The 22,883-nt window shown below is 67.2% G+C and carries 21 protein-coding genes; 15 read left to right on the top strand and 6 right to left on the bottom strand.

What is annotated here, in order from left to right:
* Positions 1-131 precede the first annotated feature (131 nt).
* On the top strand, positions 132-791 hold the full coding sequence (locus AC6LJ5_RS13980) for a helix-turn-helix transcriptional regulator (RefSeq protein ID WP_103273045.1): 660 nt from the start codon (positions 132-134) through the stop codon (positions 789-791).
* Positions 792-871: 80 nt separating this feature from the next.
* Here the strand turns inward: AC6LJ5_RS13980 and oprZ are convergent, their stop codons facing one another.
* From oprZ to AC6LJ5_RS13965, 3 genes are read right to left on the bottom strand one after another with little or no spacing between them, the layout of a single operon-like run.
* Positions 872-2,260, bottom strand: a complete 1,389-nt coding sequence (oprZ, locus tag AC6LJ5_RS13975; RefSeq protein ID WP_498140764.1) for a multidrug efflux RND transporter outer membrane subunit OprZ — start codon at positions 2,258-2,260, stop codon at positions 872-874.
* A complete protein-coding gene (locus AC6LJ5_RS13970; protein ID WP_498140767.1) occupies positions 2,257-5,349 on the bottom strand; it encodes a multidrug efflux RND transporter permease subunit in 3,093 nt (1,030 codons plus the stop codon). Before AC6LJ5_RS13970 ends, oprZ begins: the two co-directional genes overlap by 4 nt.
* A gap of 54 nt (positions 5,350-5,403) precedes the next feature.
* Positions 5,404-6,579 carry a MexX/AxyX family multidrug efflux RND transporter periplasmic adaptor subunit gene (locus AC6LJ5_RS13965; RefSeq protein ID WP_498140763.1) on the bottom strand — a complete coding sequence of 392 codons (1,176 nt, stop codon included), beginning with the start codon at positions 6,577-6,579 and terminating at the stop codon, positions 5,404-5,406.
* 267 nt (positions 6,580-6,846) lie between these two features.
* On the opposite strand from AC6LJ5_RS13965, the gene axyZ reads away from it, so the two are divergent.
* From axyZ to AC6LJ5_RS13930, 7 genes are all read left to right on the top strand, one after another.
* Positions 6,847-7,485, top strand: coding sequence for a multidrug efflux transcriptional repressor AxyZ (gene axyZ, locus AC6LJ5_RS13960; RefSeq protein ID WP_498140762.1), 639 nt, complete (start codon positions 6,847-6,849; stop codon positions 7,483-7,485).
* A gap of 39 nt (positions 7,486-7,524) precedes the next feature.
* Positions 7,525-8,421 (top strand): LysR family transcriptional regulator, encoded by an 897-nt coding sequence (locus tag AC6LJ5_RS13955; RefSeq protein ID WP_103273050.1) that lies wholly within the window; start codon positions 7,525-7,527, stop codon positions 8,419-8,421.
* 210 nt (positions 8,422-8,631) lie between these two features.
* Entirely contained in the window at positions 8,632-10,134 is a 1,503-nt protein-coding gene (locus AC6LJ5_RS13950) for an ABC transporter substrate-binding protein (RefSeq protein WP_498140761.1), read from the top strand.
* A gap of 65 nt (positions 10,135-10,199) precedes the next feature.
* The gene (locus tag AC6LJ5_RS13945) at positions 10,200-11,999 is read left to right on the top strand and encodes a gamma-glutamyltransferase family protein (RefSeq protein WP_498140766.1); all 1,800 of its coding nucleotides are present in this window, start codon (positions 10,200-10,202) and stop codon (positions 11,997-11,999) included.
* Between the two features lie 130 nt (positions 12,000-12,129).
* On the top strand, positions 12,130-13,107 hold the full coding sequence (locus tag AC6LJ5_RS13940) for a diacylglycerol/lipid kinase family protein (protein WP_103273052.1): 978 nt from the start codon (positions 12,130-12,132) through the stop codon (positions 13,105-13,107).
* Positions 13,104-13,895 (top strand): metallophosphoesterase family protein, encoded by a 792-nt coding sequence (locus tag AC6LJ5_RS13935; RefSeq protein ID WP_498140760.1) that lies wholly within the window; start codon positions 13,104-13,106, stop codon positions 13,893-13,895. Before AC6LJ5_RS13940 ends, AC6LJ5_RS13935 begins: the two co-directional genes overlap by 4 nt.
* 88 nt (positions 13,896-13,983) lie before the next feature.
* Entirely contained in the window at positions 13,984-14,754 is a 771-nt protein-coding gene (locus AC6LJ5_RS13930) for a phosphatase PAP2 family protein (protein WP_103273054.1), read from the top strand.
* On the opposite strand, the gene AC6LJ5_RS13925 is transcribed toward AC6LJ5_RS13930, so the two are convergent.
* Genes AC6LJ5_RS13925 through AC6LJ5_RS13915 form a run of 3 tightly spaced genes read right to left on the bottom strand, consistent with a single transcriptional unit; the run spans position 14,722 to position 16,228 of the window.
* The gene (locus AC6LJ5_RS13925) at positions 14,722-15,165 is read right to left on the bottom strand and encodes an NAD(P)-binding domain-containing protein (RefSeq protein WP_103273055.1); all 444 of its coding nucleotides are present in this window, start codon (positions 15,163-15,165) and stop codon (positions 14,722-14,724) included. The genes AC6LJ5_RS13930 and AC6LJ5_RS13925 overlap by 33 nt on opposite strands.
* Positions 15,162-15,608: a PaaI family thioesterase gene (locus tag AC6LJ5_RS13920; RefSeq protein WP_103273056.1), complete on the bottom strand. Its 447-nt coding sequence runs from the start codon at positions 15,606-15,608 to the stop codon at positions 15,162-15,164. Before AC6LJ5_RS13920 ends, AC6LJ5_RS13925 begins: the two co-directional genes overlap by 4 nt.
* Positions 15,605-16,228 carry a TetR/AcrR family transcriptional regulator gene (locus AC6LJ5_RS13915; RefSeq protein WP_103273057.1) on the bottom strand — a complete coding sequence of 208 codons (624 nt, stop codon included), beginning with the start codon at positions 16,226-16,228 and terminating at the stop codon, positions 15,605-15,607. Before AC6LJ5_RS13915 ends, AC6LJ5_RS13920 begins: the two co-directional genes overlap by 4 nt.
* Before the next feature lie 482 nt (positions 16,229-16,710).
* On the opposite strand from AC6LJ5_RS13915, the gene AC6LJ5_RS13910 reads away from it, so the two are divergent.
* The 7 genes from AC6LJ5_RS13910 to nuoF all read left to right on the top strand — a co-directional run bounded on the left by AC6LJ5_RS13910 (position 16,711) and on the right by nuoF (position 22,878).
* On the top strand, positions 16,711-17,844 hold the full coding sequence (locus AC6LJ5_RS13910; protein ID WP_498140759.1) for a porin: 1,134 nt from the start codon (positions 16,711-16,713) through the stop codon (positions 17,842-17,844).
* 303 nt (positions 17,845-18,147) lie between these two features.
* Entirely contained in the window at positions 18,148-18,507 is a 360-nt protein-coding gene (locus AC6LJ5_RS13905; RefSeq protein WP_212313950.1) for an NADH-quinone oxidoreductase subunit A, read from the top strand.
* Between the two features lie 27 nt (positions 18,508-18,534).
* Positions 18,535-19,011: a NuoB/complex I 20 kDa subunit family protein gene (locus AC6LJ5_RS13900; protein WP_003813941.1), complete on the top strand. Its 477-nt coding sequence runs from the start codon at positions 18,535-18,537 to the stop codon at positions 19,009-19,011.
* 72 nt (positions 19,012-19,083) lie between these two features.
* On the top strand, positions 19,084-19,710 hold the full coding sequence (locus AC6LJ5_RS13895) for an NADH-quinone oxidoreductase subunit C (protein ID WP_498140758.1): 627 nt from the start codon (positions 19,084-19,086) through the stop codon (positions 19,708-19,710).
* A 3-nt stretch (positions 19,711-19,713) separates the two neighbouring features.
* Complete coding sequence (locus tag AC6LJ5_RS13890; protein ID WP_103273061.1) at positions 19,714-20,970, top strand: NADH-quinone oxidoreductase subunit D; 1,257 nt, start codon at positions 19,714-19,716, stop codon at positions 20,968-20,970.
* A 49-nt stretch (positions 20,971-21,019) separates the two neighbouring features.
* Positions 21,020-21,514, top strand: a complete 495-nt coding sequence (nuoE, locus tag AC6LJ5_RS13885; RefSeq protein WP_103273062.1) for an NADH-quinone oxidoreductase subunit NuoE — start codon at positions 21,020-21,022, stop codon at positions 21,512-21,514.
* Entirely contained in the window at positions 21,511-22,878 is a 1,368-nt protein-coding gene (gene nuoF, locus AC6LJ5_RS13880) for an NADH-quinone oxidoreductase subunit NuoF (protein ID WP_392409674.1), read from the top strand. Before nuoE ends, nuoF begins: the two co-directional genes overlap by 4 nt.
* Positions 22,879-22,883 lie beyond the last annotated feature (5 nt).

The following is a 22,883-nucleotide window of genomic DNA, read 5'->3' as shown; positions in this document are numbered from 1 at the left end:
GGGAAGGGGGCGCAGCAGGGGGCGGCAAGGCCGCTGGGACCGGGACGGCCGCTGGAGCGCCGGCCGCCGCCGGCTGACCGCGGCGCCGCTTCGTGGCACCATAGGCACATTTCCGGAGTTTCGCCGCGCCCATGTCAGACAGCCTGTCCTCCCAACACGCCTGGACGCCGCATCAGCCCGCCGACCGCGTGCTGATGGCGCTCAAGACGCGCGGGCCGCAGTCCATCGCCGCCATCGCCCAGACCATGGACGTGACGGCCGAGGCGGTGCGCCAGCAGATGAGCCGCTTGCATGCCGAGGGCCTGGTGGACGCGGAAAACCACAGCACGGGGCGCGGCCGTCCCACGCAGATCTGGCGGCTCACCGCCGCCGGCCACGGTCGCTTTCCGGACACGCACGCCGAAATGACGGTGCAGATGATCGGCGCGGTGCGCCAGCTCTTCGGCGACGAGGGCATCGACCGGCTGATCGGCGTGCGCGAGGCCGCCATGCGCGCCACCTATCACCAGGCCATGCTGGGCGCGAGCGGGCTGCGCGACCGTCTTGAGCGGCTGGCGCACCTGCGCAGCGCCGAGGGCTACATGGCCGAGCTGCGCCGCGACGGCGCCGGCTTCCTGTTCATTGAAAACCACTGTCCGATCTGTTCGGCGGCAAAAGCCTGCATGGGCTTTTGCCGCAGCGAACTGGAACTGTTCCGCGACGTGCTGGGCGAGGGCGCGCGCGTCGAGCGCGTCGAGCACATCCTGGCGGATGCGCAGCGTTGCGCCTACCGGGTCAGCGCGGCGGACTGATGCCGTTTCCGCAACCGGGCCGACCGTGAACGCGGCGGGTCCGGGACGGACGCTCCGGACCCGCCGAGCGCGGACCCTGCTCAGCTCGCGCCCGAACCCTGTTCCCAGCCGCCCAGCGCCTTGTACAGCGTCACCGCATTGACCAGCCGGCGCTGCTGCAGGCGGATGAACTCCTGCTCCGACTCGAACAGGCTGCGCTGCGCGTCCAGCATCTCCAGGTAGTTGGCCACGCCGCGCGCATAGCGCCGCTCGGCCAGGCGCTGGCGTTCGCGATCGGCGTCGCGCACCTTGCGCTGGGCCTCGATCTGCTGGCGCAGCGCATCGCGCGCCGACAGCGCGTCGGCCACTTCGCGGAAGGCGGTCTGGATGCTGCCTTCGTACTGGGCCACCGCGATGTGCTTGCGGGTTTCGGCCAGCGACAGGCTGGCGCTGTTGCGGCCGGCGTTGAAGATCGGCAGCGTCAGCTTGGGCGCGAATTGCCAGACGCCGCTGCCCGAGCCGAACAGGTCGGAGAAGCTGCTGGCGGTGCTGCCGATGTCCGTGGTCAGCTGCACCGACGGGAAAAAGGCCGCGCGCGCCGCGCCGATATCGGCGTTGGCCGCCTTGAGCGTGTTCTCCGCCTGGCGCAGATCCGGACGCCGCGTCAGCAGCGCCGACGGCAGGCCGGCCGCCAGCGGGGTAAGGCTCTGGCTTTCCAACGGCGTCTGGTCGGCGTCGGGCGGCAGCGAGAAATCACCCGCCAGCAGGCCCAGCGCATGCACGGCCTGGCTGTGCTCGCGGCTGAGTTCGGCCAGCGTGGCGCGCGACGATTCCACCAGCATCTGCGCGGTGCGCAGGCCCATGGCGGTTTCCAGGCCGGCGTCGTAGCGGCGCTGGGTCAGCGTCAGTGTGGTCTCGCGCAATTCCAGCGTGCTGCGGGTCAGCCGCTGCTGCTCGGCCAGCGAACGCTCGTTGAAATAGGCCGTGGCGGTTTCGGCCACCAGCGACAGCGCGGCGGCGCGGTGCGCCTCGGCGCTGGCCAGGTAGCGCTCCAGCGCCGCGTCGGTGAGGCTCTTGACCCGGCCGAAGAAGTCCAGCTCGAAGGCGGTGATGCCGACGCCGGCGCGGTACTGCTGGCTGATCGCATCGCGTGACGGGCCGGGATCGGACGCGCGGCTGCGGCTGTAGCCGGCCGTGCCGTCCACGGACGGCAGCCGGTCGGCGCGCTGCACGCCGTACAGCGCGCGCGCTTCCTCGATGCGCAGGGCCGCCACGCGCAGGTCGCGGTTGTTGGCCAGCGCGGCGGCGATCCAGGCCCGCAGCGCCGGGTCGTTGAAATAGTCCTTCCAGTCCTGCGGCATCTCGGCCTGGCCGGACTGGGCCGGGGTGTCATAGGCGGCCGGCACGGGCGCGGCGGGGCGCTCGTAGGTCGGCGCCATCGAGCAGCCCGTAAACGCCAGGGCCAACAGGGTCAGGGCCACGGGTTTCATGGCGTGTTCTCCAGCGGTTCGCGGTGCGGGGCCGGCTGCTTGCGGCGGGCGCCCATGCCCGTCAGCCTGCCCACGGCCAGGAAAAAGAGCGGCACCAGGAAAATGGCGAGCACGGTGGCGGTGATGATGCCGCCCAGCACGCCGGTGCCGATGGCGATCTGCGCGCCGGAGGCCGCGCCGCCGGCCAGAGCCAGGGGCAGCACGCCAACGCCGAAGGCCAGCGAGGTCATGATGATGGGGCGCAGCCGCAGCCGCGCCGCTTCCAGCGTGGCCGACATCAGGCCCTGGCCGTCGCGCACCAGGTCCTTGGCGACTTCCACGATCAGGATCGCGTTCTTGGCCGACAGGCCGATGGTGGCGATCAGGCCGACCTTGAAGTAGATGTCGTTGGGCATGCCGCGCAGCGTCACCCCCAGCAGCGCGCCGATCACGCCCAGCGGCACCACCAGGATCACCGCCAGCGGGATGGCCCAGCTTTCATACAGCGCGGCCAGCGCCAGGAACACCACCAGGATGGATAGCGCGAACAGCACGTTGGCCTGGTTGCCGGACAGCTTTTCCTCGTAGGACTGGCCGGACCAGGCGAAGCCGATGCCGCGCGGCAGTTCCGAAGCCAGCTGTTCCATGGCGCGCATGGCCTCGCCGCTGCTGTGGCCGGGCGCGGCCGAGCCGTTGATCTTGAACGCGGGGAAGCCGTTGTAGCGGTTCAGCTGCGGCGGCCCCATGGCCCAGTCCAGCGTGGCGAAGGCCGACATGGGCACCATCTGGCCTTGCGCGTTGCGCACGTGCAGGCGCGACACGTCCTCCACGTCGACGCGGTTCTTGCCGTCAGCCTGCACCGTCACGCGGCGCACCTGGCCGTTGTGCATGAAGTCGCCGATGTAGTCCGAGCCGAACATCACCGCCAGCGCGGTATTGATTTCCTCCATCGACACGCGCATGGCCTGGGCCTTGTCGCGGTCGATGCGCAGCTGCAGCTGGGGAGCTTCGCCCTGGCCGGCGTGGGTGACCTCGGCTAGCGCCGGATGCTCGGCGGCGGCCGCCAGCAGCTGCTGGCGGGCCTGCGTCAGGGCCTGGTAGCCCAGGCCGCCGCGGTCCTGCAGCCGGAAGTCGAAGCCCGAGGTCGAGCCCAGCTCCGGCAGCGGCGGCGCGTTCAGCGCCAGCACCATGACGTTCTTGTGGTCCGCGAAGGCTTTATTGATGCGCGCGACCACGGCATCCACGTGCATGTCCGCGCCGTGGCGTTCCTTCCAGTCCTTCAGCGTGACGAAGAACATGGCCGAGTTCGGGCCGCTGCCGTATTCGCTGAAGCCGCTGACGGAATAGACGAACTGCACGGGCTCGTGCTTCATCATGTAATTCTCGACTTCCAGCACCAGCTTGCGGGTGTCGGCCTGGGTCGCGCCCTGCGGCAGGATGACCATGGCGTTGAAGCTGCCCTGGTCTTCTTCCGGCAGGAAGGAAGAGGGCAGGCGCACGAACAGCAGCGCCACCGCCGCGATCACGGCGGCGTAGGCCAGGCTGAAGCGCACCGGGCGCGACAGCACGCCGGACACGCGCGCGGTGTAGCCGGCGGTCAGGCGGACGAAGGCGCGGTTGAACCAGCCGAAGAAGCCGCGCTTCTCGTGGTGGCCGGCCGGGACGGGCCGCAGCATGGTGGCGCACAGCGCCGGCGTGAGCGACAGCGCCAGGAAGGCCGAGAAGGCGATCGACACCGCCAGCGTGACCGAGAACTGGCGGTAGATATTGCCCACCGCGCCGTCGAAGAAGGCCATCGGCACGAACACCGACACCAGTACCACCGTGATGCCGATGATGGCGCCGCTGATCTGGCCCATGGCCTTGACCGTGGCGTCATGCGGCGACAGGCCTTCCTCGGCCATGATGCGCTCGACGTTCTCGACCACCACGATGGCGTCGTCCACCAGGATGCCGATGGCCAGCACCATGCCGAACATGGTCAGCACGTTGATCGAATAGCCCAGGCCCAGCATCACGCCCAGCGTGCCCAGCAGCGCCACCGGCACCACCAGCGTGGGGATCAGCGTGGCGCGGAAGTTCTGCATGAACAGGTACATCACGCAGAACACCAGGGCGATGGCTTCCAGCAGCGTGGTCACCACCTTCTTGATCGAGATCTCCACGAAGGTGGAGGTCTCGTAGGGGATGTCCCAGGTCACGCCCGCCGGGAAATACTGGGCCAGCTCCGTCATCGTCTGGCGGATCTTGCGGGTGGTATCCACGGCGTTCGAGCCGGGCGCCAGTTTGATGCCCAGGCCCGTGGCCGTCTGGCCGTTGACGCGCGACAGGTACATATAGTCGGTGCCGCCCAGCTCAACCCGCGCCACGTCCTTCAGGCGCAGCGTGGCGCCGTCAGGCTGCGCGCGCAGCGGAATGTTGGCGAACTGCTCGGGCGTCTGCAGCGTTTCGGTGGCGACGATGCTGGCGTTCAGCGGCGCGCTGGCCGGCACGGCCTGGCTGCCCAGGTCGCCGATGGTGACGCGGGCGTTGTGCGCGCGCAGCGCATTGGCGATGTCTCCGGGCGTGAGCGACAGCGCCGTCAGCTTGGCCGGGTCGGGCCAGATGCGCATGGCGGCTTCCGCGCCCCACAGCTGCACCTTGCCCACGCCGTCGACGCGGCGCAGGGCCTGCAGCACGTTGGACGCCGCCAGCTCGCCGAGCTGCATGTCGTCCAGGCGGCCGTCGGACTTCAGCGACACCACCAGCTGGATGTTGTCGGCGGCCTTCTCCACGCGCACGCCGTCGCGGCGCACGGCCTCGGGCAGGCGCGGTTCGACGGCCTTGAGCCGGTTCTGCACTTCGACGGCGGCCAGATCGGGGTTGGTGCCCTGCTTGAACACCAGGTTGATGCTGGCCCAGCCGGTGGAGTCGCTGCTGGCCGTGGTGTAGAGCAGGCCGGGAGCGCCGTTCATCTCGCGTTCGATGATGGCGGTGACGGCTTCCTCGACCACCTTGGCCGAAGCGCCGGGATAGCTGGCGCCCACGTTGACGACGGGCGGGGCGATGTCCGGATACTGCGCCACGGGCAGGGCCCGCAGGGACAGCACGCCGGCCAGCACGATGAGCAGCTAGATCACCCAGGCGAAGACGGGGCGATCGATGAAAAAACGCGCCATGGCGGTTTAACCTTTGTTGGAGTTTCCTTCGGCGGGAGCCTGCGCCTTGGGCGCGGCCCGCTCCACCGGTTTGATCTTCTGGCCGGGCGCCAGCTGCGAGACGTTCTCGACCACGACGCGCTCGCCGCCCTTCAGGCCATCGGTGACGACCCAGTTCGGCCCCTGTATGTTGCGTGCCGTCACGGCGACGGCCTGCAATTCACCGTCCTTGCCGGCCACAAGCACATGCGCGCCGGAGGCGTCGCGCAGCAGCGCGTCGCGCGGCACCAGGTAGGCGTCGCGGTTGATGGCCTGTTCCAGGCGCACGCGCACGTACATGCCGGGTAGCAGGTCGCGCCGCGGGTTGTCGAACAGGGCGCGCATGGTCACGTTGTCGGTGCCGGGGTCCACCGCCAGGTCGGCGAAGGACAGCGCGCCGGTGCGGGCGTACTCGGTGCCGTCGGGCAGCAGCAGGCGCACGCGCAGCTTGTCGGGTTCGATGCCCTGCAGCTGGCCGTCGCGGATCTGCTTCTGCAGGCGCAGCACCTCGGCGGCCGGCTGGGCGAAGTTGACGTAGATCGGATCGATCTGCTGCACCACGGTCAGCGGCGTGGCCTGGCCTTCGCCCACCAGCGCGCCCTCGGTCACCAGCGCGCGCCGGGCGCGGCCGTCGATGGGCGAGGTGACGCGCGCATAGTCCAGCTTCAGCTTGGCGCTTTGCAGGTTGGCGCGCGCCAGCGCCACCTGGGCGCGGGCCTGGCGTTCGTCGGCGGCGGCCTCGGCGTGGTCGCGTTCGCTGATGGCGCGGTCGCCGACCAGGTCGGCATAGCGGCGCAGCTTGTCGGCCGCGGCGGACAGGCTGGCCTGGGCGCGCGCCAGGTTGGCGGCCTCGGAATCGTAGGCGGCCTGCAGCGGCGCCGGGTCGATCTGGAACAGCGCGTCGCCGCGCTTGACGTCCTGGCCTTCCTCATAGAGGCGCGAGGTGACGATGCCGGCCACCCGCGCGCGCACTTCGGCTTCGCGGTAGGGCTCCATCCGGCCGGGCAGTTCGGTGGCGACGGCGGTGGGGGTGGCGCGGGCGATGACGATCCCGACCTCGGCGGGCGCCTTGGCTTCGTCCTGGGGCTCGGATTTGGAACAAGCCGTAATAAGAATTAATACTGACAAGGATGCGAGCGTGCGGCGGAGGACTCGTTGCTTCATTTTTTAGAAATTGTTGTAGGCGCCCGGGGCGGGCCAGATGAGGGAAAGTGCGCACTTTTCCCGGTGGGGATCGCAGTCTATCATTTAATCCGTCATGCTTGATTAAATGTTTTGTTCGAAAGTATGCTCCCGTTCGCACAATTGTTAACAGTGCGGATCGGCGGCGTTCGCATAGCGGGCGCCGCTTTTTTTTGAAGGGGCCCGCGCCGCGCAGGCGCCGCCCCGTGTCCCTTTTCCCTCAACCTTTCATTTCAAGGAGATATCCGAATGGCCCGCAAGACGAAAGAAGAATCCCAACGCACCCGCGACCGCATCCTGGATGCGGCCGAGCACGTGTTCATGTCCAAGGGGGTGGCCAACACCACCATGGGCGACATCGCCGACCACGCCGGCGTGTCCAGGGGTGCCGTCTACGGCCATTACAAGAACAAGATCGATGTCTGCGTCGCCATGAGCGACTGTGCGCTGGCCGCGGCCGTGGCGCTGACCCGGGTCCGCGCCGACGGCAAGGCGCTGGAGTCCCTGTACGCGTCGATGCTGCAATACGTGCGCATCTACTCGGAAGAGGGGTCGATGCAGCGTGTGCTGGAAATCCTCTACGACAAGTGCGAGCAGAGCGACGAGAATGCGCCGCTGCTGCGACGACGGGACATCTGGGAACGCCATGCCCTGCGCAATTCCGAAAAACTGCTGCGCGCCGCGGTGCGCAACGAAGACCTGCCCGGCGCGCTGGACGTGCGCCTGTCCAACGTCTACCTGCACTCCCTGATCGAGGGGGTGTTCGGCAGCATCTGTTGGTCCGATCGCCTGAAGGGCGATATCTGGCCGCGCGTCGAGCGCATGCTCCGCGCCGCCATCGACACATTGCGGTTCTCGCCGCACCTGCGCCTGGCGCAAGCGGCCTAGCAGCCGCCGTCAGGCCCGGCCCGAGCCTACAATCCGGCCATGACGCTCAAGCAACTCGAAGCCTTCTACTGGGCGGCCACCTGCGCCAGTTTCGCCGTGGCCGCCGAGCGCCTGCACCTGTCGGTATCGTCGCTGTCCAAGCGCATCGCCGAACTGGAGGAGGCGCTGGGCCAGCCGCTGTTCGACCGCAGCGGGCACAAGGCCGCGCTGACGGAGGCCGGCCAGCGCCTGTTGCCCCAGGCCGGCGACATGCTGGCGTCGGCCGAGCGGATCCGTGCGTCCGTGGCGCAAAGCGCCGGCCTCGTCGGGCGCTGCCGCTTCGGCGTGGGTGAACTGACCGCGCTGACCTGGCTGCCGCGCCTGATCGGCGTGGTGCGCGCCGCCCATCCCGGACTGGTGCTGGAACCTTATGTCGACATCGGCCAGGTGCTGGAGCAGCGCGTGGCCGACGGTGAACTGGATTTCGCCGTGATCGCGGGCCGTTCGTCGCGCGTCGGCATCGCGTCCGCGCCCATCGGGCAGGCGGCCTTTTCCTGGGTCGCGGCGCCTGCGGCGCTGCAAGGCGAAACCCGCATGAGTCCCGCGCTGCTGGCCCGGCTGCCGCTGGTGACGCTGCCGGAGGGCGCGGGCACCACCCGCATCATCGACGACTGGCTGGCCGGGCGCGAGGCGCCGGGCGAGCGGCTTTGCTGCAATAACTGGGGCGCCATCGCCGGCTTGCTGATCGAGGGCACCGGCGTGGGCCTGCTGCCCAGCCACTGGGCCGCCGCGCTCGAGGCCGAGGGCAGCCTGCGCGTGCTTGAAGGCGAGCCGGCCCTGGCCGCGCTGCCGTATTCCTTCCAATTCCGCCGCGATGACGCTCGCGCGCTGATCACGCAGATGCGCGATGCCGTCCTGCGCGCGGCGGACTTCTCCGCGCCCTGCCGCCTGCCCTGAGCCCGGCGCGCGGCAGTGTCCGCGCCCAGGCCATTCGCGCTCGCCACGCTATACAAGCCCCGCGCCCATGGCGCAGAATCCGCCATGCGCGTGCGCGACGGGGGGATGGGCCTGGCGTCGCGGCGTCGCTTCGGGCTGCCTGCACAGGCTGGACCGGAATGCCGGAACCCGCCGGCGGGTGGCCCGTATAAGAAACAACGGAGATTCTTGATGCGTAAACTTTGCTTCGTGGCGGCCCTGGCGGCCATGATGTCCACCGGATTGGCGCAAGCCCAGTCCACCCTTCGTATCGGCCTGCAGGACGATCCCGATGTGCTCGACCCGGTGCGCGCGCGCACTTTCGTCGGCCGCATCGTCTTCGCGTCGCTGTGCGACAAGCTGGTCGACATCACCCCGGACCTGAAGATCGTGCCGCAGCTGGCGCAATCGTGGACCACCAGCGACGACAACAAGACGCTGACCTTCAAGCTGCGCAAGGACGCGGTGTTCCATGACGGCGCGCCGGTGGACGCGGCCGCGGTCAAGGCCAATCTGGAACGCGCGCGCACGCTGCCCGACAGCAACCGCAAGAGCGAGCTGGCCACGGTCGCCAGCGTCGAGGCGCCGGATGCCGAGACCGTGGTGCTGCGCCTGTCCGAGCCCGATGCCTCGCTGCTGTCGCAGCTGTCCGACCGCGCCGGCATGATGATGTCGCCGGCCGCCTTCGACAAGGATCCCGGCGGCAAGCCTGTGTGCTCGGGTCCCTACCAGTTCAAGGAGCGGGTGCAGAACGATCGCATCGTGCTCGAGAAATTTCCCAAGTATTGGGACGCAGCCAGCTACCACTTCGATCGCCTGGTCTTCATCCCGATTCCCGACAACACGGTGCGCCTGAACAATCTGCGCGCCGGCGACCTGGACATCATCGAGCGCGTGGCGCCGAGCGACGCCAAGGCGGTCAAGGATGACGCCAGCCTGCGGCTGGCGCCGGTGACGGGCCTGGGCTTCCAGGCCATCTCGGTCAATCTGGCCAACGGCGCGCGCGCAGACAACCCGCTGGCCAAGGACAAGCGCGTGCGTCAGGCGCTGGACCTGGCCATCGACCGCGACGTGCTGAACCAGGTGATCGGCGAAGGCATGTTCCAGCCCGCCCACCAGCCGTTCCCGCCCGCCAGCTTCGCCTTCAACAAGGCGGTCGAACACACCGGGCGCGATCCCAAGAAAGCGCAGGCGCTGCTGAAGGAAGCCGGGCTGGATCGCGTCAGGTTCGAGATCACCTTCGGCAACAACACCACCATGCAGCAGGTGTTCGAGCTGATCCAGGCGATGGGCGCCGAGGCCGGCTTCGACATCACGCTGCGGCCGGTGGAGTTCGCCTCGTTGCAGTCGTCGCTGGCGCGCGGCGACTTCGTGGTCGGCCAGAGCGGCTGGTCGGGCCGAGTCGATCCCAGCGGCAACATCCACCAGTACCTGAGCTGCAAGGGCAACCTGAACGACGGCAAGTTCTGCGACCCCGCCGTCGACAAGCTGCTGAACGACGCCCGGGCCGAGGCCGATCCGGTCAAGCGCCGCGCCATGTACGACCAGGTGCTGGCCGTGCTGGAAGAGCAGCGCCCCATCATCTATCTCTTCTACCTGCCCTGGACCTTCGGCGTGCAGAAGAAGGTGGAAGGCTTCGTGCCCTATCCTGACGGGCTGATCCGCCTGAAGGGCGTGTCCGTCGCCGGCAAATAAGCGCAGCCGCCACGGCGGAACCCGGATCCGGGTTCCGCCTTTTTTCTTTCTTCGATGCCATCATGATGTTCACGACTCGTCCTGAAATCCTCGGCACCTTCGGTGTCGTGACCTCGACCCACTGGCTGGCCAGCGCCGCCGGCATGTCCCTGCTGGAGCGCGGCGGCAACGCCTTCGACGCCTGCGTCGCCAGCGCCTTCGTGCTGCAGGTGGTCGAGCCCCACCTGGTCGGTCCCGCCGGCGAGACGCCGGCCGTGTTCTATTCGGCCCGCACGGGCAAGGTGGAAGTGCTGTGCGGCCAGGGTTGCACGCCCGCCGGCGCCACGCTGGAACGCTACCGCGCCGAAGGCCTGTCGCTGATTCCCGGCAACGGCCTGCTGGCCACGGTGATCCCGGGCGCGTTCGACGCCTGGATGCTGTTGCTGCGCGACCATGGCACCATGCGATTGCGCGACGTGCTGGAGCCCGCCATCTACTACGCGGAGCACGGCCATGCGCTGATGCCGCGCATCTCCAACACCATCGCGGGGCTCAAGGATTTCTTCCAGACCCATTGGCCGTCCACCGCCGAGATCTACCTGCCCGGCGGCGCGGTGCCCGAGGCGCGCAAGCTGTTCCGCAATCCGGCGCTGGCGCGCACCTGGACGCGGCTGCTGACGGAAGCGGAAAGCGCGGGCGCGGACCGCGAGCGCCAGATCGAAGCCGCGCGCGACGTGTTCTACCGGGGCTTCGTGGCCGAGGCCATCGACGCCTTTGCCCGGGGCACCGAGGTCATGGACGAAAGCGGTGCGCGCCATCGCGGCGTGCTGACGGCGGACGACCTGGCCGGCTGGTCGGCCAGCTACGACGCGCCGGCCACATACGACTATCACGGCTACACCGTGGCCAAGGCCGGCGCCTGGAGCCAGGGGCCGGTGTTTCTGCAGACGCTGGCGCTGCTCAAGGACATGGACCTGACCGGCGCCGGTCCGGCCAGCGCCGAGTTCATCCACCGCGTCACCGAGGCGATGAAGCTGGCCTTCGCTGACCGCGAGGCCTATTACGGCGATCCAGCGTTCGTCGATGTGCCGCTGGAGCGCCTGCTGTCGGAGGACTACAACGCGGCGCGCCGACGGCTGATCGGCGAGCAGGCGTCGCATGAGCTGTCGCCCGGCCGCCTGGCGGGTTTCGAGGCCCAGGTGGACCGCGTGTTGGATACCTTGCGGCGCCTGTCCAAGGTCACGGAGCCGGGCGCGGCGCCGGCCGTCGTCGCGCCGGCGGGAGCGGCCGCGTCGGCGCGGCGCGGCGACACCACCCACGTGGACGTGATCGACCGCTGGGGCAACATGATCTCGGCCACGCCTTCGGGCGGCTGGTTCCAGTCCTCGCCCGTCATTCCCGCCCTGGGTTTCGGGCTGAACACGCGGGCGCAGATGTTCTGGCTGGAGGAAGGGCTGCCGGGCACGCTGGCGCCGGGCAAGCGGCCGCGCACCACGCTGACCCCGACGCTGGCGCTGCGCGACGGCGCGCCCTACATGGCCTTCGGCACGCCCGGCGGCGACCAGCAGGAGCAATGGCAACTGCTGTTCTTCCTGCGTCACGTCCATCACGGCCTGAATCTGCAGGAGTCCATCGACCTGCCCATGTCGCATACCTCGCATTTCCCCAGCTCGTTCTATCCGCGCGACCGCAAGCCCGGCCATCTGGCGATCGAGGCCAGCATCGGCGCGGCGGTGATCGAACAGTTGCGCCAGCGCGGCCATGTCGTGGAAGAGGCGGCGGAATGGTCGGTGGGCCGCCTGACCGCGGCCTCGCGCGATTCGGACGGCCTGCTGCATGCGGCGGCCACGCCGCGCCTGATGCAGGCCTACGCCATCGGTCGCTGAGCGGAGGCGTCGCGGGCCGGCGCGCGCGGCGTGCTTGCCGCGCGTGTCGCCACGCGCGTCCGGCGCGTATCCGGCGGGGGCGCCCGGAGGCGAGTTGCGGTGGTTCGCCGCCATACGCTATCTTTGCCGCATGACGCCTCCCCCAGAGAGCCCGACCGCAGGGGCTCAGTCCCTGACGGGACAAGAACCGCTATTCATCGTCCTTAATACCGGCTCGGGACGCGGCGACGCGCAGGTCTTGCAAGAGACCATCCGCCGCGTGCTGGACGAAGCCGGCCGGCGGCATGAACTCATGCCGGTGGACGACCCGTCGCGCCTGGCCGACACGGCGCGCGCAGCAGTCCGGCGCGCCCGCGCCGAAAACGGCATTGTCGTGGGCGCGGGCGGCGACGGCACGCTCAACACGGTGGCCGCCGCGGTGTTGGGGCAGGGCGTGCCGTTCGGCATCCTGCCGCAGGGCACCTTCAATTATTTCGGCCGGCGCTACGGCATTTCCCAGGAAACCGAGGTCGCCCTGCGCGGGCTGCTGCGAGGGCAGGTCCGGCCGGTGCAGGTCGGGCTGCTCAATGACAGGCCGTTCCTGGTCAATGCCAGCCTGGGCCTGTACCCGCAGTTGCTCGAGGACCGCGAGGCCTTCAAGCAGAAGTTCGGCCGCAGCCGGCTGGTGGCATTGTGGTCCGGGCTGGTCACGCTGATGCGCGCGCCGCGCCAGCTGGGTCTGCAGCTCGAGCACGAAGGCCGCGTCCGCGATCTGCGCACGCCGACGCTGGTCGTGGGCAACAACAAGCTGCAACTCGAGCACGTGGGGATCCCGGCCGACGAGCTGGACCGGCAACGCCTGATCGCCATGGCGGCGCATCCGGTGGGCACGCTGGCCTTGTATGGGTTGTTGTTGCGCGGCCTGTTCAGCCGGCTGGGCGAGGCCGAACAGGTCGTCAATTTCGCATTCGACCGCCTGGTCGTGCGCATCCGCGGCCGTCGCCGCGTGAAGGTCGCGATGGACGGCGAAATCTCCTGGATGAACACCCCGCTGGAGTTCAAGGTGGCCGAGGACGCGTTGCCGCTGGTGACGCCTGGCGAGCAAGACTCCGACACCGTATCTACATGACCCGTATCCTGCATTTTTCCGACACGCATTTCGGCACCGAGCGCAAGGCCGTGGTCGAGGCCGCGCTGGACCTGGCCGCCGCCCAGGCGCCCGACCTGGTCGTGCTGAGCGGCGACATCACCCAGCGCGCGCGCCGGCGCCAGTTCGCCGTGGCGCGCGCCTTCATCGAGCGCCTGTCGCTGCCGGTGCTGGCGGTGCCCGGCAACCACGACATTCCCCTGTTCAATGTGTTTGCCCGCGCGCTCAATCCGTATGGCAACTACAAGCGGGCGCTGGGCGCGGTGCTTGAGCCCGTGTTCGAGAACCCCGGCCTGCTGGCCATCGGCGTGAACACCACCCGGCCGCGGCGTCGCAAGGACGGAGAAATCTCCGAGGCCCAGATCGCGCGCGTCGCGCAGCGGCTGCGGCAGGCCCGGCCCGGGCAGCTGCGGGTGGTGGTGGCGCATCATCCGGTGCGGGCCAAGGTCGAGTCCGACGTGCACAACCTGCTGTTCGGGCGCGAGCGCGCGCTGGCGGCCTGGACCCAGGCCGGCGTGGACCTGATCCTGGGCGGCCATATCCATCTGCCCTATGTCATGCCCATCCTGGCGGACCGGCCGACGGCCGGCTGGGTGGCGCAGGCGGGCACCACATGTTCCTGGCGCGTGCGGGGCAAGGTGCCCAATTCGGTGAACCTCATCGTCCGCGACGAGGTCGACGGGGTATCCGCATGTCATGTCGAGCGTTGGGACTACTCCGCCGGCACCCATGCTTTCGAGCCGGTAGACAAGACGCGGGTGGATCTGTAGCGTTTCGGGCAGGCGCGCCGGCCGTCCGCCGGCTTGCCGGGCCTGCCTGGCTCCAGGCCCGGGATTTCCTGTTTAGCCGTTTTCCGACATGATCGACGCCAGCGCGGCCTGGGCCGCCGAGCACGCCTTGCTGCTGTTCCTTCTGCTGCCTTGCCTGGCGGCGCTGCTCGCCCTGGGCGCGGCGCGCGCCTGGCTGGCGGTCGAGGCGCGCGGCCGCACTGTGCTGGGCGCGGGCGGCGCCGGACTGGCGTTGCTGGTCTTCCTGGCGCTGGCCGTGGCGGTGCGCCGGCCCGGCGCCGTGGTCGCGTTCGACGGCGCCCTGGCGAATGCCTTGGGCCGCGCCATGCCGGACGCCTTTCTCTGGCTGCTGTCCTGGTTCACGTTCCTGGGCGACCGCGACTTGCTGGCGCTGTCCTGCGTGCTGGCAGTGCTGTGGCTGCTGTGGCGCGGATACAAGGGGCTGGCCTTGTTCTGCGCCGTCGCGACCGGACTGGGCGGCGCGTTGAACTGGCTGCTCAAGCATGGTTTCCAACGCTTGCGGCCGGATTTCAACCATGACTACACCGCGGTCGTCGGCTGGAGTTTTCCCAGCGGCCATGCCTCGGCCGCGATGGCGGTCTACGGCACGGCCTGTTATCTGATCTGGAGATTGGCGCCGGCGCCCTGGCGCAGGCCCAGCCTGGCCCTGGCGGCGGCGCTGGTGACCGCCATCGGCCTGAGCCGCGTCTTGCTGCAGGTGCATTTCGCGAGCGACGTGGCGGCCGGCTGGGCCATCAGCCTGGCCTGGATGATCCTGTGCGTGGGACTGGCCGAGGGCCTGCGCGCCTCAGGCCGCGACGCGGGCCAGCGCGTCCACTAGCCGCGCCTCGGCCGGACTCAGGCCCGCCTGGGCGAGCAGGGCCGGGCAGGCGTACCGGCCGCCCGCATTCCTGATTGCCTGCCCGAGGATGCGCGCGCGTCCCGCTTCCGGCGGTTCCAGGTCGACGATGAGCTTGCCGCGTACCGGGGCGGTCACTTCGCCGTCGCTGAAGCGTTCCAGCGTACGGTCGATCTCGCGCTCGCGCGGCAGCGCCAGCACCACGGTGTCGGATTCGGCCAGCGCCTCGCGAGCGGAGGTCGCCAGGGTGGCGGTGCCTCGGAACTCCTCGCAGCGCGACGGTTCGATGTCGTAGACCGTAAGCGCCAGATCGGGGTCGGCTTCGAGCAGCTGCCGGGCGGCGCGGGTGCCGGTCGATCCCAGGCCGACGATGCTGATGCGGGGGCTGTTCATGGTTTGGGCACCGACCAAGTGCTGACGATGTGCGCCAGCGGTTCATCGGAATGCTCGGAGGTCAGGATGACTTCGCCCGCCGACAGACGGCCGACCTTGAGCAGGCGGGCATCGGCCACGATGGCGCCGGCCGGACTCTTGCGCAGGAAATTGATGGTGAGGCTGGCGGTCACCGCATGGGCCTGCCCGGTCGCGCCAACCACGGCGGCGTACATCGCCAGGTCGGCCAGCCCCATCAGCATGGGGCCGGCGACGATGCCGCCCAATCGTTGGTGGGAGTCGCGAGCCGGCAGCACCGCGCGCGCGGTGCCGTAACCGATTTGCGTCATCTCTATGCCCAGCAGCAGGGAGAAGGGGTGCTGCTCGGTCAGCAGCGCATGGAAGTCAGCCAGGCTGATGCGCGGCGCGTCGGCGCGGGCGGGGGGAACGGCGAGGTCGGTCATCGTTGCTCCAGGACGAGGCAATATTGGTCCAGCAGCGCGTCGGCCTGCTGGCCCAGGGACTTCAGCCTGTGGGTGTGCAACAGCAGCAGCAGGCCCATCAGATAGGTGAAGGTGTTCATCTGCTCGGTCGCGATCGTCGCCGCGTCCCAGGGCTTGGTGCGGGCCAGCGCCTGTCCGAGCAGGTCGATGCTGTCCCGCAGCCGGCCGTTGAGCTGCTCGTCCATTTCGCGCCCCAGCCCGCGCGGCCCCGGGCCGCGGAACAGGTACAGGCCCAGCGAGAAGTCGGTGGGCCGGTCTGCGTAATAGCCGAAGAAGGCGCGGATAGCGTCGCGCGCGGCCGAGCCGGGGAGGCTGCGTGCCGCGGTGTCGATCAGGTGCGCATGCAGCCGTTGCAGCGATTCATCCAGCAAGGCGCCATAGATCGCCTCCTTGCCGGCGAACCACGGATAGACCGCGCCGGTGGTGCAGCCCGCCTCGCTGGCGATGGCGCGGATGGTGGTTTTTTCCAGGCCGTCGCGCTCGAACACCCGCTGGGCGGCGTCCATGATCAGTTGGCGACGCAGCGCGTTCAACTGTTCATTACGGTCGGGGCGCGCTGGCGCGGCGGGCGGGGTGCTCATGGTCGGCTTTCGAAGTCGGGTTTGTGCATCAGATGATATCGATGATTTTTGTAGATAACAATGTTATTGAGTGTGAGTTGAAGGCATGAGGAAAGCGAGTACGTGGCGGCGGCCGGCAAGGCGATAAAGTCCCCGATATTGGTCCGCCGGACCCGCGCGGGAGGCTCGTCGACATCCGAAAGCGATCCGAAAGAACGCCTCGGCAGCGCCGATAAATATTAGGGCCAGGGCTGAGGGTCGCATGAATACGTGCTCGCCCTGACGACCAAGGGTAAGCCCTAGCAGTTGCGCCGCCGTCTTGTTGTGATGTTGCAAGATCCCAACAAGCCTGTCGCAAACCTGCACTTTTCTGGCCTTCACCATAGCCAGCCCCCCCGATTTTTGATGCAATAGCACCAACTTCCCTTCGCGGAGTTAGGGGGGCGGCAGGCTGGTTTGCTGGATTGCTGCTCTTGTCACTCAAATCAACGGAGATTTCTTAAATGAAAAAGACTCTGCTCGCTGCCGCCCTGCTCGCCGGTTTCGCCGGTGTTGCCCAGGCAGAAACGTCTGTCACCCTGTACGGCATCATCGATACCGGTATCGGCTACAACAAGATCAGCGGCGCCAAGGACGGTGCTGCTGTGGCGAACGGCAGCCGCTTCGGCATGATCAACGGCGTGCAGAACGGCTCGCGTTGGGGCCTGCGTGGTTCGGAAGATCTGGGTGACGGCCTGCGCGCTGTGTTCACTCTGGAGTCGGGCTTTGATTCGGGCAACGGCAAGTCGGGCCAAAGCTCGCGCCTGTTCGGCCGTCAAGCCACCGTCGGTCTGGCCAGCGACAGCTGGGGTCAACTGGACTTCGGTCGTCAAACCAACATCGCCTCGAAGTACTTCGGCTCGATCGATCCGTTCGGCGCTGGTTTCGGTCAAGCCAACATCGGTACCGCCTTCAGCGCTGCCAACACGCAACGCTACGACAACATGGTGATGTACCAAACCCCGTCGTTCAGCGGCTTCCAGTTCGGCCTGGGCTACTCGTTCAACGCCAACGACAACAAGGCCTCTGAAACCGGCTTCCGTACCGCTGATAACACCCGCGCCATCACCACCGGTGTGCGTTACGTCAACGGTCCGCTGAACGTCGCGTTCTCGTACGATCAGCTGAACCGTTCGAACGTTGGCAAGACCGGCGACGCCGATACGACCCCGCGCCAGTACATCCTGGGCGCTTCGTACGACTTCGAAGTGGTCAAGCTGGCTCTGGCTGCTAGCCGCACCCAAAACGGCTGGTTCGCTGGCCCGAGCGTGAACGGCAACTCGCTGCTGAGCAGCGTTGCTGACAATCTGACGAACTCCTTCCAGCGTGACTTCAAGGCCAATTCGTACCTGGTTGGTCTGTCGGCTCCGATCGGTGGCGCCAGCAACGTGTTCGGTTCGTGGCAAATGGTTGACCCCAAGGGCAACTTCGCCAATGACAACGATCTGAAGAAGATGCACGTCTTCTCGCTGGGCTACACCTACGACCTGTCCAAGCGTACCAACCTGTACGCCTACGGTTCGTATGCCAAGAACTACGCCCTGATCGAAGACCTGAAGTCGACCGCCATCGGCGTCGGCCTGCGTCACCGCTTCTAATCCTAAGCGGGACGCAAGTCCTGCCTGGATTTAAAGCTCGCGAACGGGCTGCGGCCCGTTCGCCTAAAACCACCCTTCGGGGTGGTTTTTTTTATGCGAGTTCGTGCTCGCATGTCTTGATTGCGAAGCATCTTCGCCGGTGTGTGAATGATGTGGTGTATCCTGCGATTTCACTCGTGAAAACTGCGATTGTTCCAAATAAGGAACGCAGTCTTTCACCCGCTGTTCAGGCTACAGAGTTCAGCCAGAAGTAACCGCGCGAATGCTACAATCCTAAGGTTTGCGCATTTGACGGACGCCTGAATGAACCTGCAACAGTATTTCCCCGTCCTGCTGTTTATCGGAGTGGCCACCCTTATCGGGTTTGCGCTTCTGACGGCCGGCTCCCTGCTTGGCCCGCGCCGGCCTTACGCTGAAAAGCTCTCCCCCTACGAGTGCGGCTTCGAAGCCTTCGAAGACGCGCGCATGAAGTTCGACGTGCGCTATTACCTCGTGGCGATCCTGTTCATCCTCTTCGACCTGGAAATCGCGTTCCTGTTCCCGTGGGCCATCGCCCAGGGCACGGTCGGAATCGTCGGCTTCTGGACGGTCATGGTTTTCCTCGCCGTGTTGACCGTCGGCTTCATCTACGAATGGAAAAAGGGCGCGCTGGACTGGGAATAATTTCCGGGCACGCTATCAGAGACGAATATGGCTATAGACGGCATTCTCAAGCAAGGGTTCATCACCACCAGCGCCGACAAGTTCCTGAACTGGGCGAAAACTGGCTCGATGTGGCCCATGACATTCGGCCTGGCCTGTTGCGCGGTCGAAATGATGCACGCGGGCGCGGCCCGCTACGACCTGGACCAGTTCGGCATCATCTTCCGCCCCAGCCCGCGCCAGTCCGATCTGATGATCGTGGCCGGCACGCTGTGCAACAAGATGGGCCCGGCGCTGCGCAAGGTCTACGACCAGATGCCCGAGCCCCGCTGGGTGGTGTCGATGGGCTCCTGTGCCAATGGCGGCGGTTACTACCATTACTCGTATTCGGTGGTCCGCGGCTGCGACCGCATCGTACCGGTAGACGTCTACGTGCCGGGCTGCCCGCCCACGGCCGAGGCGCTGGTGTACGGCTTGCTGCAGATGCAGAACAAGATCCGTCTGACCAACACGATTGCGCGCTGAGCTTTCGCGCAGGGCGGCAGGCCTAGCCGCCAGCCCCGCGAAGCAGCGTAACGGTTCACCTAAGCGTACAAGATGATGACCAGGCTCGAAACCCTGAAGACCAATTTGCAGACCACCCTCGGCGCGGATATCGCGCTGACCGAGGCGCTGGGCGAGCTGACGCTCGAAGTGCCTGCGGAACAATGGTTCTCCGTCTGCACCAAGCTGCGCACCGAAGCCGGCCTGCGCTTTGAAACCTGTGTCGACCTCTGTGGCGTCGACTACCTGACCTGGGGCAACGGCACGCGCCAGCTGCCCGAGGAAACCAACGCCCGCGTCCACCGCTCGCGCTTCGCCGTGGTGGTGCACCTGCTGTCGATCGAGCACAACTGGCGCCTGCGCGTGCGTACCTGGGCGCCCGACGACGAGTTCCCGATGGTCGCCTCGCTGATGGAATGCTGGCCCGGCGTGGGCTGGTTCGAGCGCGAGGCGTTCGACCTGTACGGCATCGTCTTCGAAGGCCATCCCGACCTGCGCCGCATCCTCACCGACTACGGCTTCATCGGCCACCCGTTCCGCAAGGACTTCCCGCTGTCGGGCACCGTCGAAATGCGCTACGACCCCGAACAGCGCCGCGTCATCTACCAGCCGGTCACGATCGATCCGCGCGAAATCACGCCGCGCGTGGTCCGCGAAGACAACTACGGCTTGGGGCATTAAGTCATGGCAGAAATCAAGAACTACACGCTCAACTTCGGCCCGCAGCACCCGGCTGCGCACGGCGTGCTGCGCCTGGTGCTGGAACTGGACGGCGAAGTCATCCAGCGCGCCGACCCGCACATCGGCCTGCTGCACCGCGCGACCGAAAAGCTGGCCGAGCACAAGACCTACATCCAGGCGCTGCCCTACATGGATCGCCTGGACTACGTGTCCATGATGTGCAACGAACATGCCTACGTCATGGCCATCGAGAAGCTGCTGGGCGTGGAAGCGCCGCTGCGCGCCCAGTACATCCGCGTGATGTTCGACGAAATCACGCGTCTGCTGAACCACCTGATGTCGCTGGGTTCGCACGCGCTGGACGTGGGCGCCATGGCGGTGTTCCTGTACGCCTTCCGTGAACGCGAAGACCTGATGGACTGCTACGAAGCGGTCTCGGGCGCGCGCATGCACGCGGCCTACTACCGTCCGGGCGGCGTCTATCGCGACCTGCCGGATTCGATGCCGCAGTACGGTGACACCAGCAAGTACCGTGGCGACAAGGAAGTGCGCGCCATGAACGATGCGCGCTCCGGTTCGCTGCTGGACTTCATCGAGGACTTCACCAACCGCTTCCCCGGTTGCGTCGACGAGTACGAAACCCTGCTCACCGACAACCGCATCTGGAAGCAGCGCCTGGTGGGCATCGGCGTGGTCGATCCCGATCGCGCCAAGGCGCTGGGCTTCACCGGCCCGATGCTGCGTGGTTCCGGCGTGGCCTGGGACCTGCGCAAGACGCAGCCCTACGAAGTCTACGATCTGCTCGATTTCGACATCCCCGTGGGCGTGAACGGCGACTGCTACGACCGCTACCTGGTCCGCGTGGCCGAAATGCGCCAGAGCAACCGCATCATCCGCCAGTGCGTGGAATGGCTGCGCAACAACCCGGGCCCGGTCATGATCGAGAATCACAAGATCGCCCCGCCCAAGCGCACCGCCATGAAGACCAACATGGAAGAGCTGATCCATCACTTCAAGCTCTTCACCGAAGGCTTCCACGTGCCGCCCGGCGAGTCCTACGCCTCGGTCGAGCACCCGAAGGGCGAGTTCGGCATCTATCTGGTGTCCGACGGCGCCAACAAGCCGTACCGCCTGAAGATTCGCGCGCCCGGCTTCGCCCATCTGCAGTCGCTGGATGAAATGTCGCGCGGTCACATGATCGCCGACGCCGTCACCATCATCGGTACGCAGGACATCGTTTTCGGCGAGATCGACCGCTGATCCGCCCAGAGACCGTCACGAGCACGACCGCATAACCCGGATTCAAACTATGCTGCTTTCCGAACAGGCCTACCAGAAAATCGACCGAGAACTCGCGAAGTTCCCGGCCGACCAGCGGCAGTCCGCCATCATGGCCTCGCTTGCCATCGCGCAAGAAGAAAAGGGCTGGTTGGCGACCGACATCATCGAGGATGTGGCCAACTACATCGGCGTTCCGCCCATCGCGGTCCAGGAAGTCGCCACTTTCTACAACATGTTCGACGTCAAGCCCGTCGGCAAGAACAAGATCTCGGTCTGCACGAACTTGCCCTGTGCCTTGCGCGACGGCGAACGCGTCGGCGATTACCTCAAGCGCAAGCTGGGCGTCGACTGGAAGGAAACCACCGCCGACGGCCAGTTCACGCTGGTGGAAGGCGAGTGCATGGGCGCCTGCGGCGATTCCCCCGTGCTGCTGGTCAACAACAAGCACATGTGCGTGCGCATGACGGAAGAAAAGCTGGACGCGCTGGTCGCGGCCCTGAAGGCGCAAGGAGAGTCGGCATGAACGCGCCCGACATCTACAAGCAGTTCTCGCAAGGTCTGGATCCCAATCCGCTGAACGACCTGGCCAATTCCATGTGCCTGCACGGCCGGCACATCAAGCCGCAGATCATGGCCGACGTCGACGGCGCCAACTGGCGCCTGGCCGACTACGTCAAACGTGGCGGCTACGAAGCCCTGAAGAAGATCCTGACCACCGGCATGAAGCCGGAGGACGTGATCGCCGAGGTCAAGGCCTCGGGTCTGCGCGGCCGTGGCGGCGCGGGCTTCCCGACCGGCCTGAAGTGGAGCTTCATGCCGCGCGCGTTCCCGGGCCAGAAGTACCTCGTCTGCAACTCCGACGAAGGCGAGCCGGGCACGTTCAAGGACCGCGACATCCTGCGCTTCAACCCGCACATCGTGATCGAAGGCATGGCCATCGCCGCCTACGCGATGGGCATCAGCGTGGGCTACAACTACATCCACGGCGAAATCTTCGAGGTCTACCAACGCTTCGAAGAGGCGCTGGAAGAGGCGCGCGCCGCCGGCTTCCTGGGCGACAAGATCCTGGGCTCGGAATTCAACTTCCAGCTGCACGCGTTCCATGGCTACGGCGCCTACATCTGCGGCGAAGAAACCGCGCTGCTCGAATCGCTGGAAGGCAAGAAGGGCCAGCCGCGCTTCAAGCCGCCGTTCCCGGCCAGCTTCGGCCTGTACGGCAAGCCCACCACCATCAACAACACCGAGACCTTCGCGGCGGTGCCCTGGATCATCCGCAACGGCGGCCAGGCCTACCTCGAGGTCGGCAAGCCCAACAACGGCGGCACCAAGCTGTTCTCGATCTCCGGCGACGTCGAGCGTCCCGGCAACTACGAGATCCCGCTGGGCACCCCGTTCTCGACGCTGCTCGAGCTGGCCGGCGGCATGCGCGGCGGCAAGAAGCTCAAGGCCGTGATCCCCGGCGGTTCCAGCGCTCCGGTGCTGCCCGCCGACATCATGATGGACACCACCATGGACTACGACGCCATCGCCAAGGCGGGCTCCATGCTGGGTTCGGGCGCCGTGATCGTCATGGACGAGACGCGCTGCATGGTCAAGTCGCTCATGCGCCTGTCGTACTTCTATTTCGAGGAAAGCTGCGGCCAGTGCACGCCGTGCCGTGAAGGCACCGGCTGGCTGTACCGCATGGTGCACCGCATTGAAACCGGCCACGGCCGTCCGGAAGATCTGGACATGCTGGACAACGTGGCGGGCAACATCATGGGCCGCACCATCTGCGCCCTGGGCGACGCCGCGGCCATGCCCGTGCGTGGCTTCCTCAAGCATTTTCGCGACGAATTCGCGCACCACATCGAGCACAAGTCTTGTGTGGTCCCGCAATATCTGTAGGTCTC

Source organism: Achromobacter sp. 1011791174, from assembly GCF_059760925.1.
This window is presented reverse-complemented; position numbering and strand designations above follow the sequence as displayed.

Coding starts and splice junctions, on each gene's coding strand:
- AC6LJ5_RS13980 (WP_103273045.1), top strand. CDS start 132: ATGTCAGACAGCCTGTCCTCCCAACACGCCTGGACGCCGCATCAGCCC.
- oprZ (WP_498140764.1), bottom strand. CDS start 2,260: ATGAAACCCGTGGCCCTGACCCTGTTGGCCCTGGCGTTTACGGGCTGC.
- AC6LJ5_RS13965 (WP_498140763.1), bottom strand. CDS start 6,579: ATGAAGCAACGAGTCCTCCGCCGCACGCTCGCATCCTTGTCAGTATTA.
- axyZ (WP_498140762.1), top strand. CDS start 6,847: ATGGCCCGCAAGACGAAAGAAGAATCCCAACGCACCCGCGACCGCATC.
- AC6LJ5_RS13955 (WP_103273050.1), top strand. CDS start 7,525: ATGACGCTCAAGCAACTCGAAGCCTTCTACTGGGCGGCCACCTGCGCC.
- AC6LJ5_RS13950 (WP_498140761.1), top strand. CDS start 8,632: ATGCGTAAACTTTGCTTCGTGGCGGCCCTGGCGGCCATGATGTCCACC.
- AC6LJ5_RS13945 (WP_498140766.1), top strand. CDS start 10,200: ATGTTCACGACTCGTCCTGAAATCCTCGGCACCTTCGGTGTCGTGACC.
- AC6LJ5_RS13940 (WP_103273052.1), top strand. CDS start 12,130: ATGACGCCTCCCCCAGAGAGCCCGACCGCAGGGGCTCAGTCCCTGACG.
- AC6LJ5_RS13935 (WP_498140760.1), top strand. CDS start 13,104: ATGACCCGTATCCTGCATTTTTCCGACACGCATTTCGGCACCGAGCGC.
- AC6LJ5_RS13930 (WP_103273054.1), top strand. CDS start 13,984: ATGATCGACGCCAGCGCGGCCTGGGCCGCCGAGCACGCCTTGCTGCTG.
- AC6LJ5_RS13925 (WP_103273055.1), bottom strand. CDS start 15,165: ATGAACAGCCCCCGCATCAGCATCGTCGGCCTGGGATCGACCGGCACC.
- AC6LJ5_RS13920 (WP_103273056.1), bottom strand. CDS start 15,608: ATGACCGACCTCGCCGTTCCCCCCGCCCGCGCCGACGCGCCGCGCATC.
- AC6LJ5_RS13915 (WP_103273057.1), bottom strand. CDS start 16,228: ATGAGCACCCCGCCCGCCGCGCCAGCGCGCCCCGACCGTAATGAACAG.
- AC6LJ5_RS13910 (WP_498140759.1), top strand. CDS start 16,711: ATGAAAAAGACTCTGCTCGCTGCCGCCCTGCTCGCCGGTTTCGCCGGT.
- AC6LJ5_RS13905 (WP_212313950.1), top strand. CDS start 18,148: ATGAACCTGCAACAGTATTTCCCCGTCCTGCTGTTTATCGGAGTGGCC.
- AC6LJ5_RS13900 (WP_003813941.1), top strand. CDS start 18,535: ATGGCTATAGACGGCATTCTCAAGCAAGGGTTCATCACCACCAGCGCC.
- AC6LJ5_RS13895 (WP_498140758.1), top strand. CDS start 19,084: ATGATGACCAGGCTCGAAACCCTGAAGACCAATTTGCAGACCACCCTC.
- AC6LJ5_RS13890 (WP_103273061.1), top strand. CDS start 19,714: ATGGCAGAAATCAAGAACTACACGCTCAACTTCGGCCCGCAGCACCCG.
- nuoE (WP_103273062.1), top strand. CDS start 21,020: ATGCTGCTTTCCGAACAGGCCTACCAGAAAATCGACCGAGAACTCGCG.
- nuoF (WP_392409674.1), top strand. CDS start 21,511: ATGAACGCGCCCGACATCTACAAGCAGTTCTCGCAAGGTCTGGATCCC.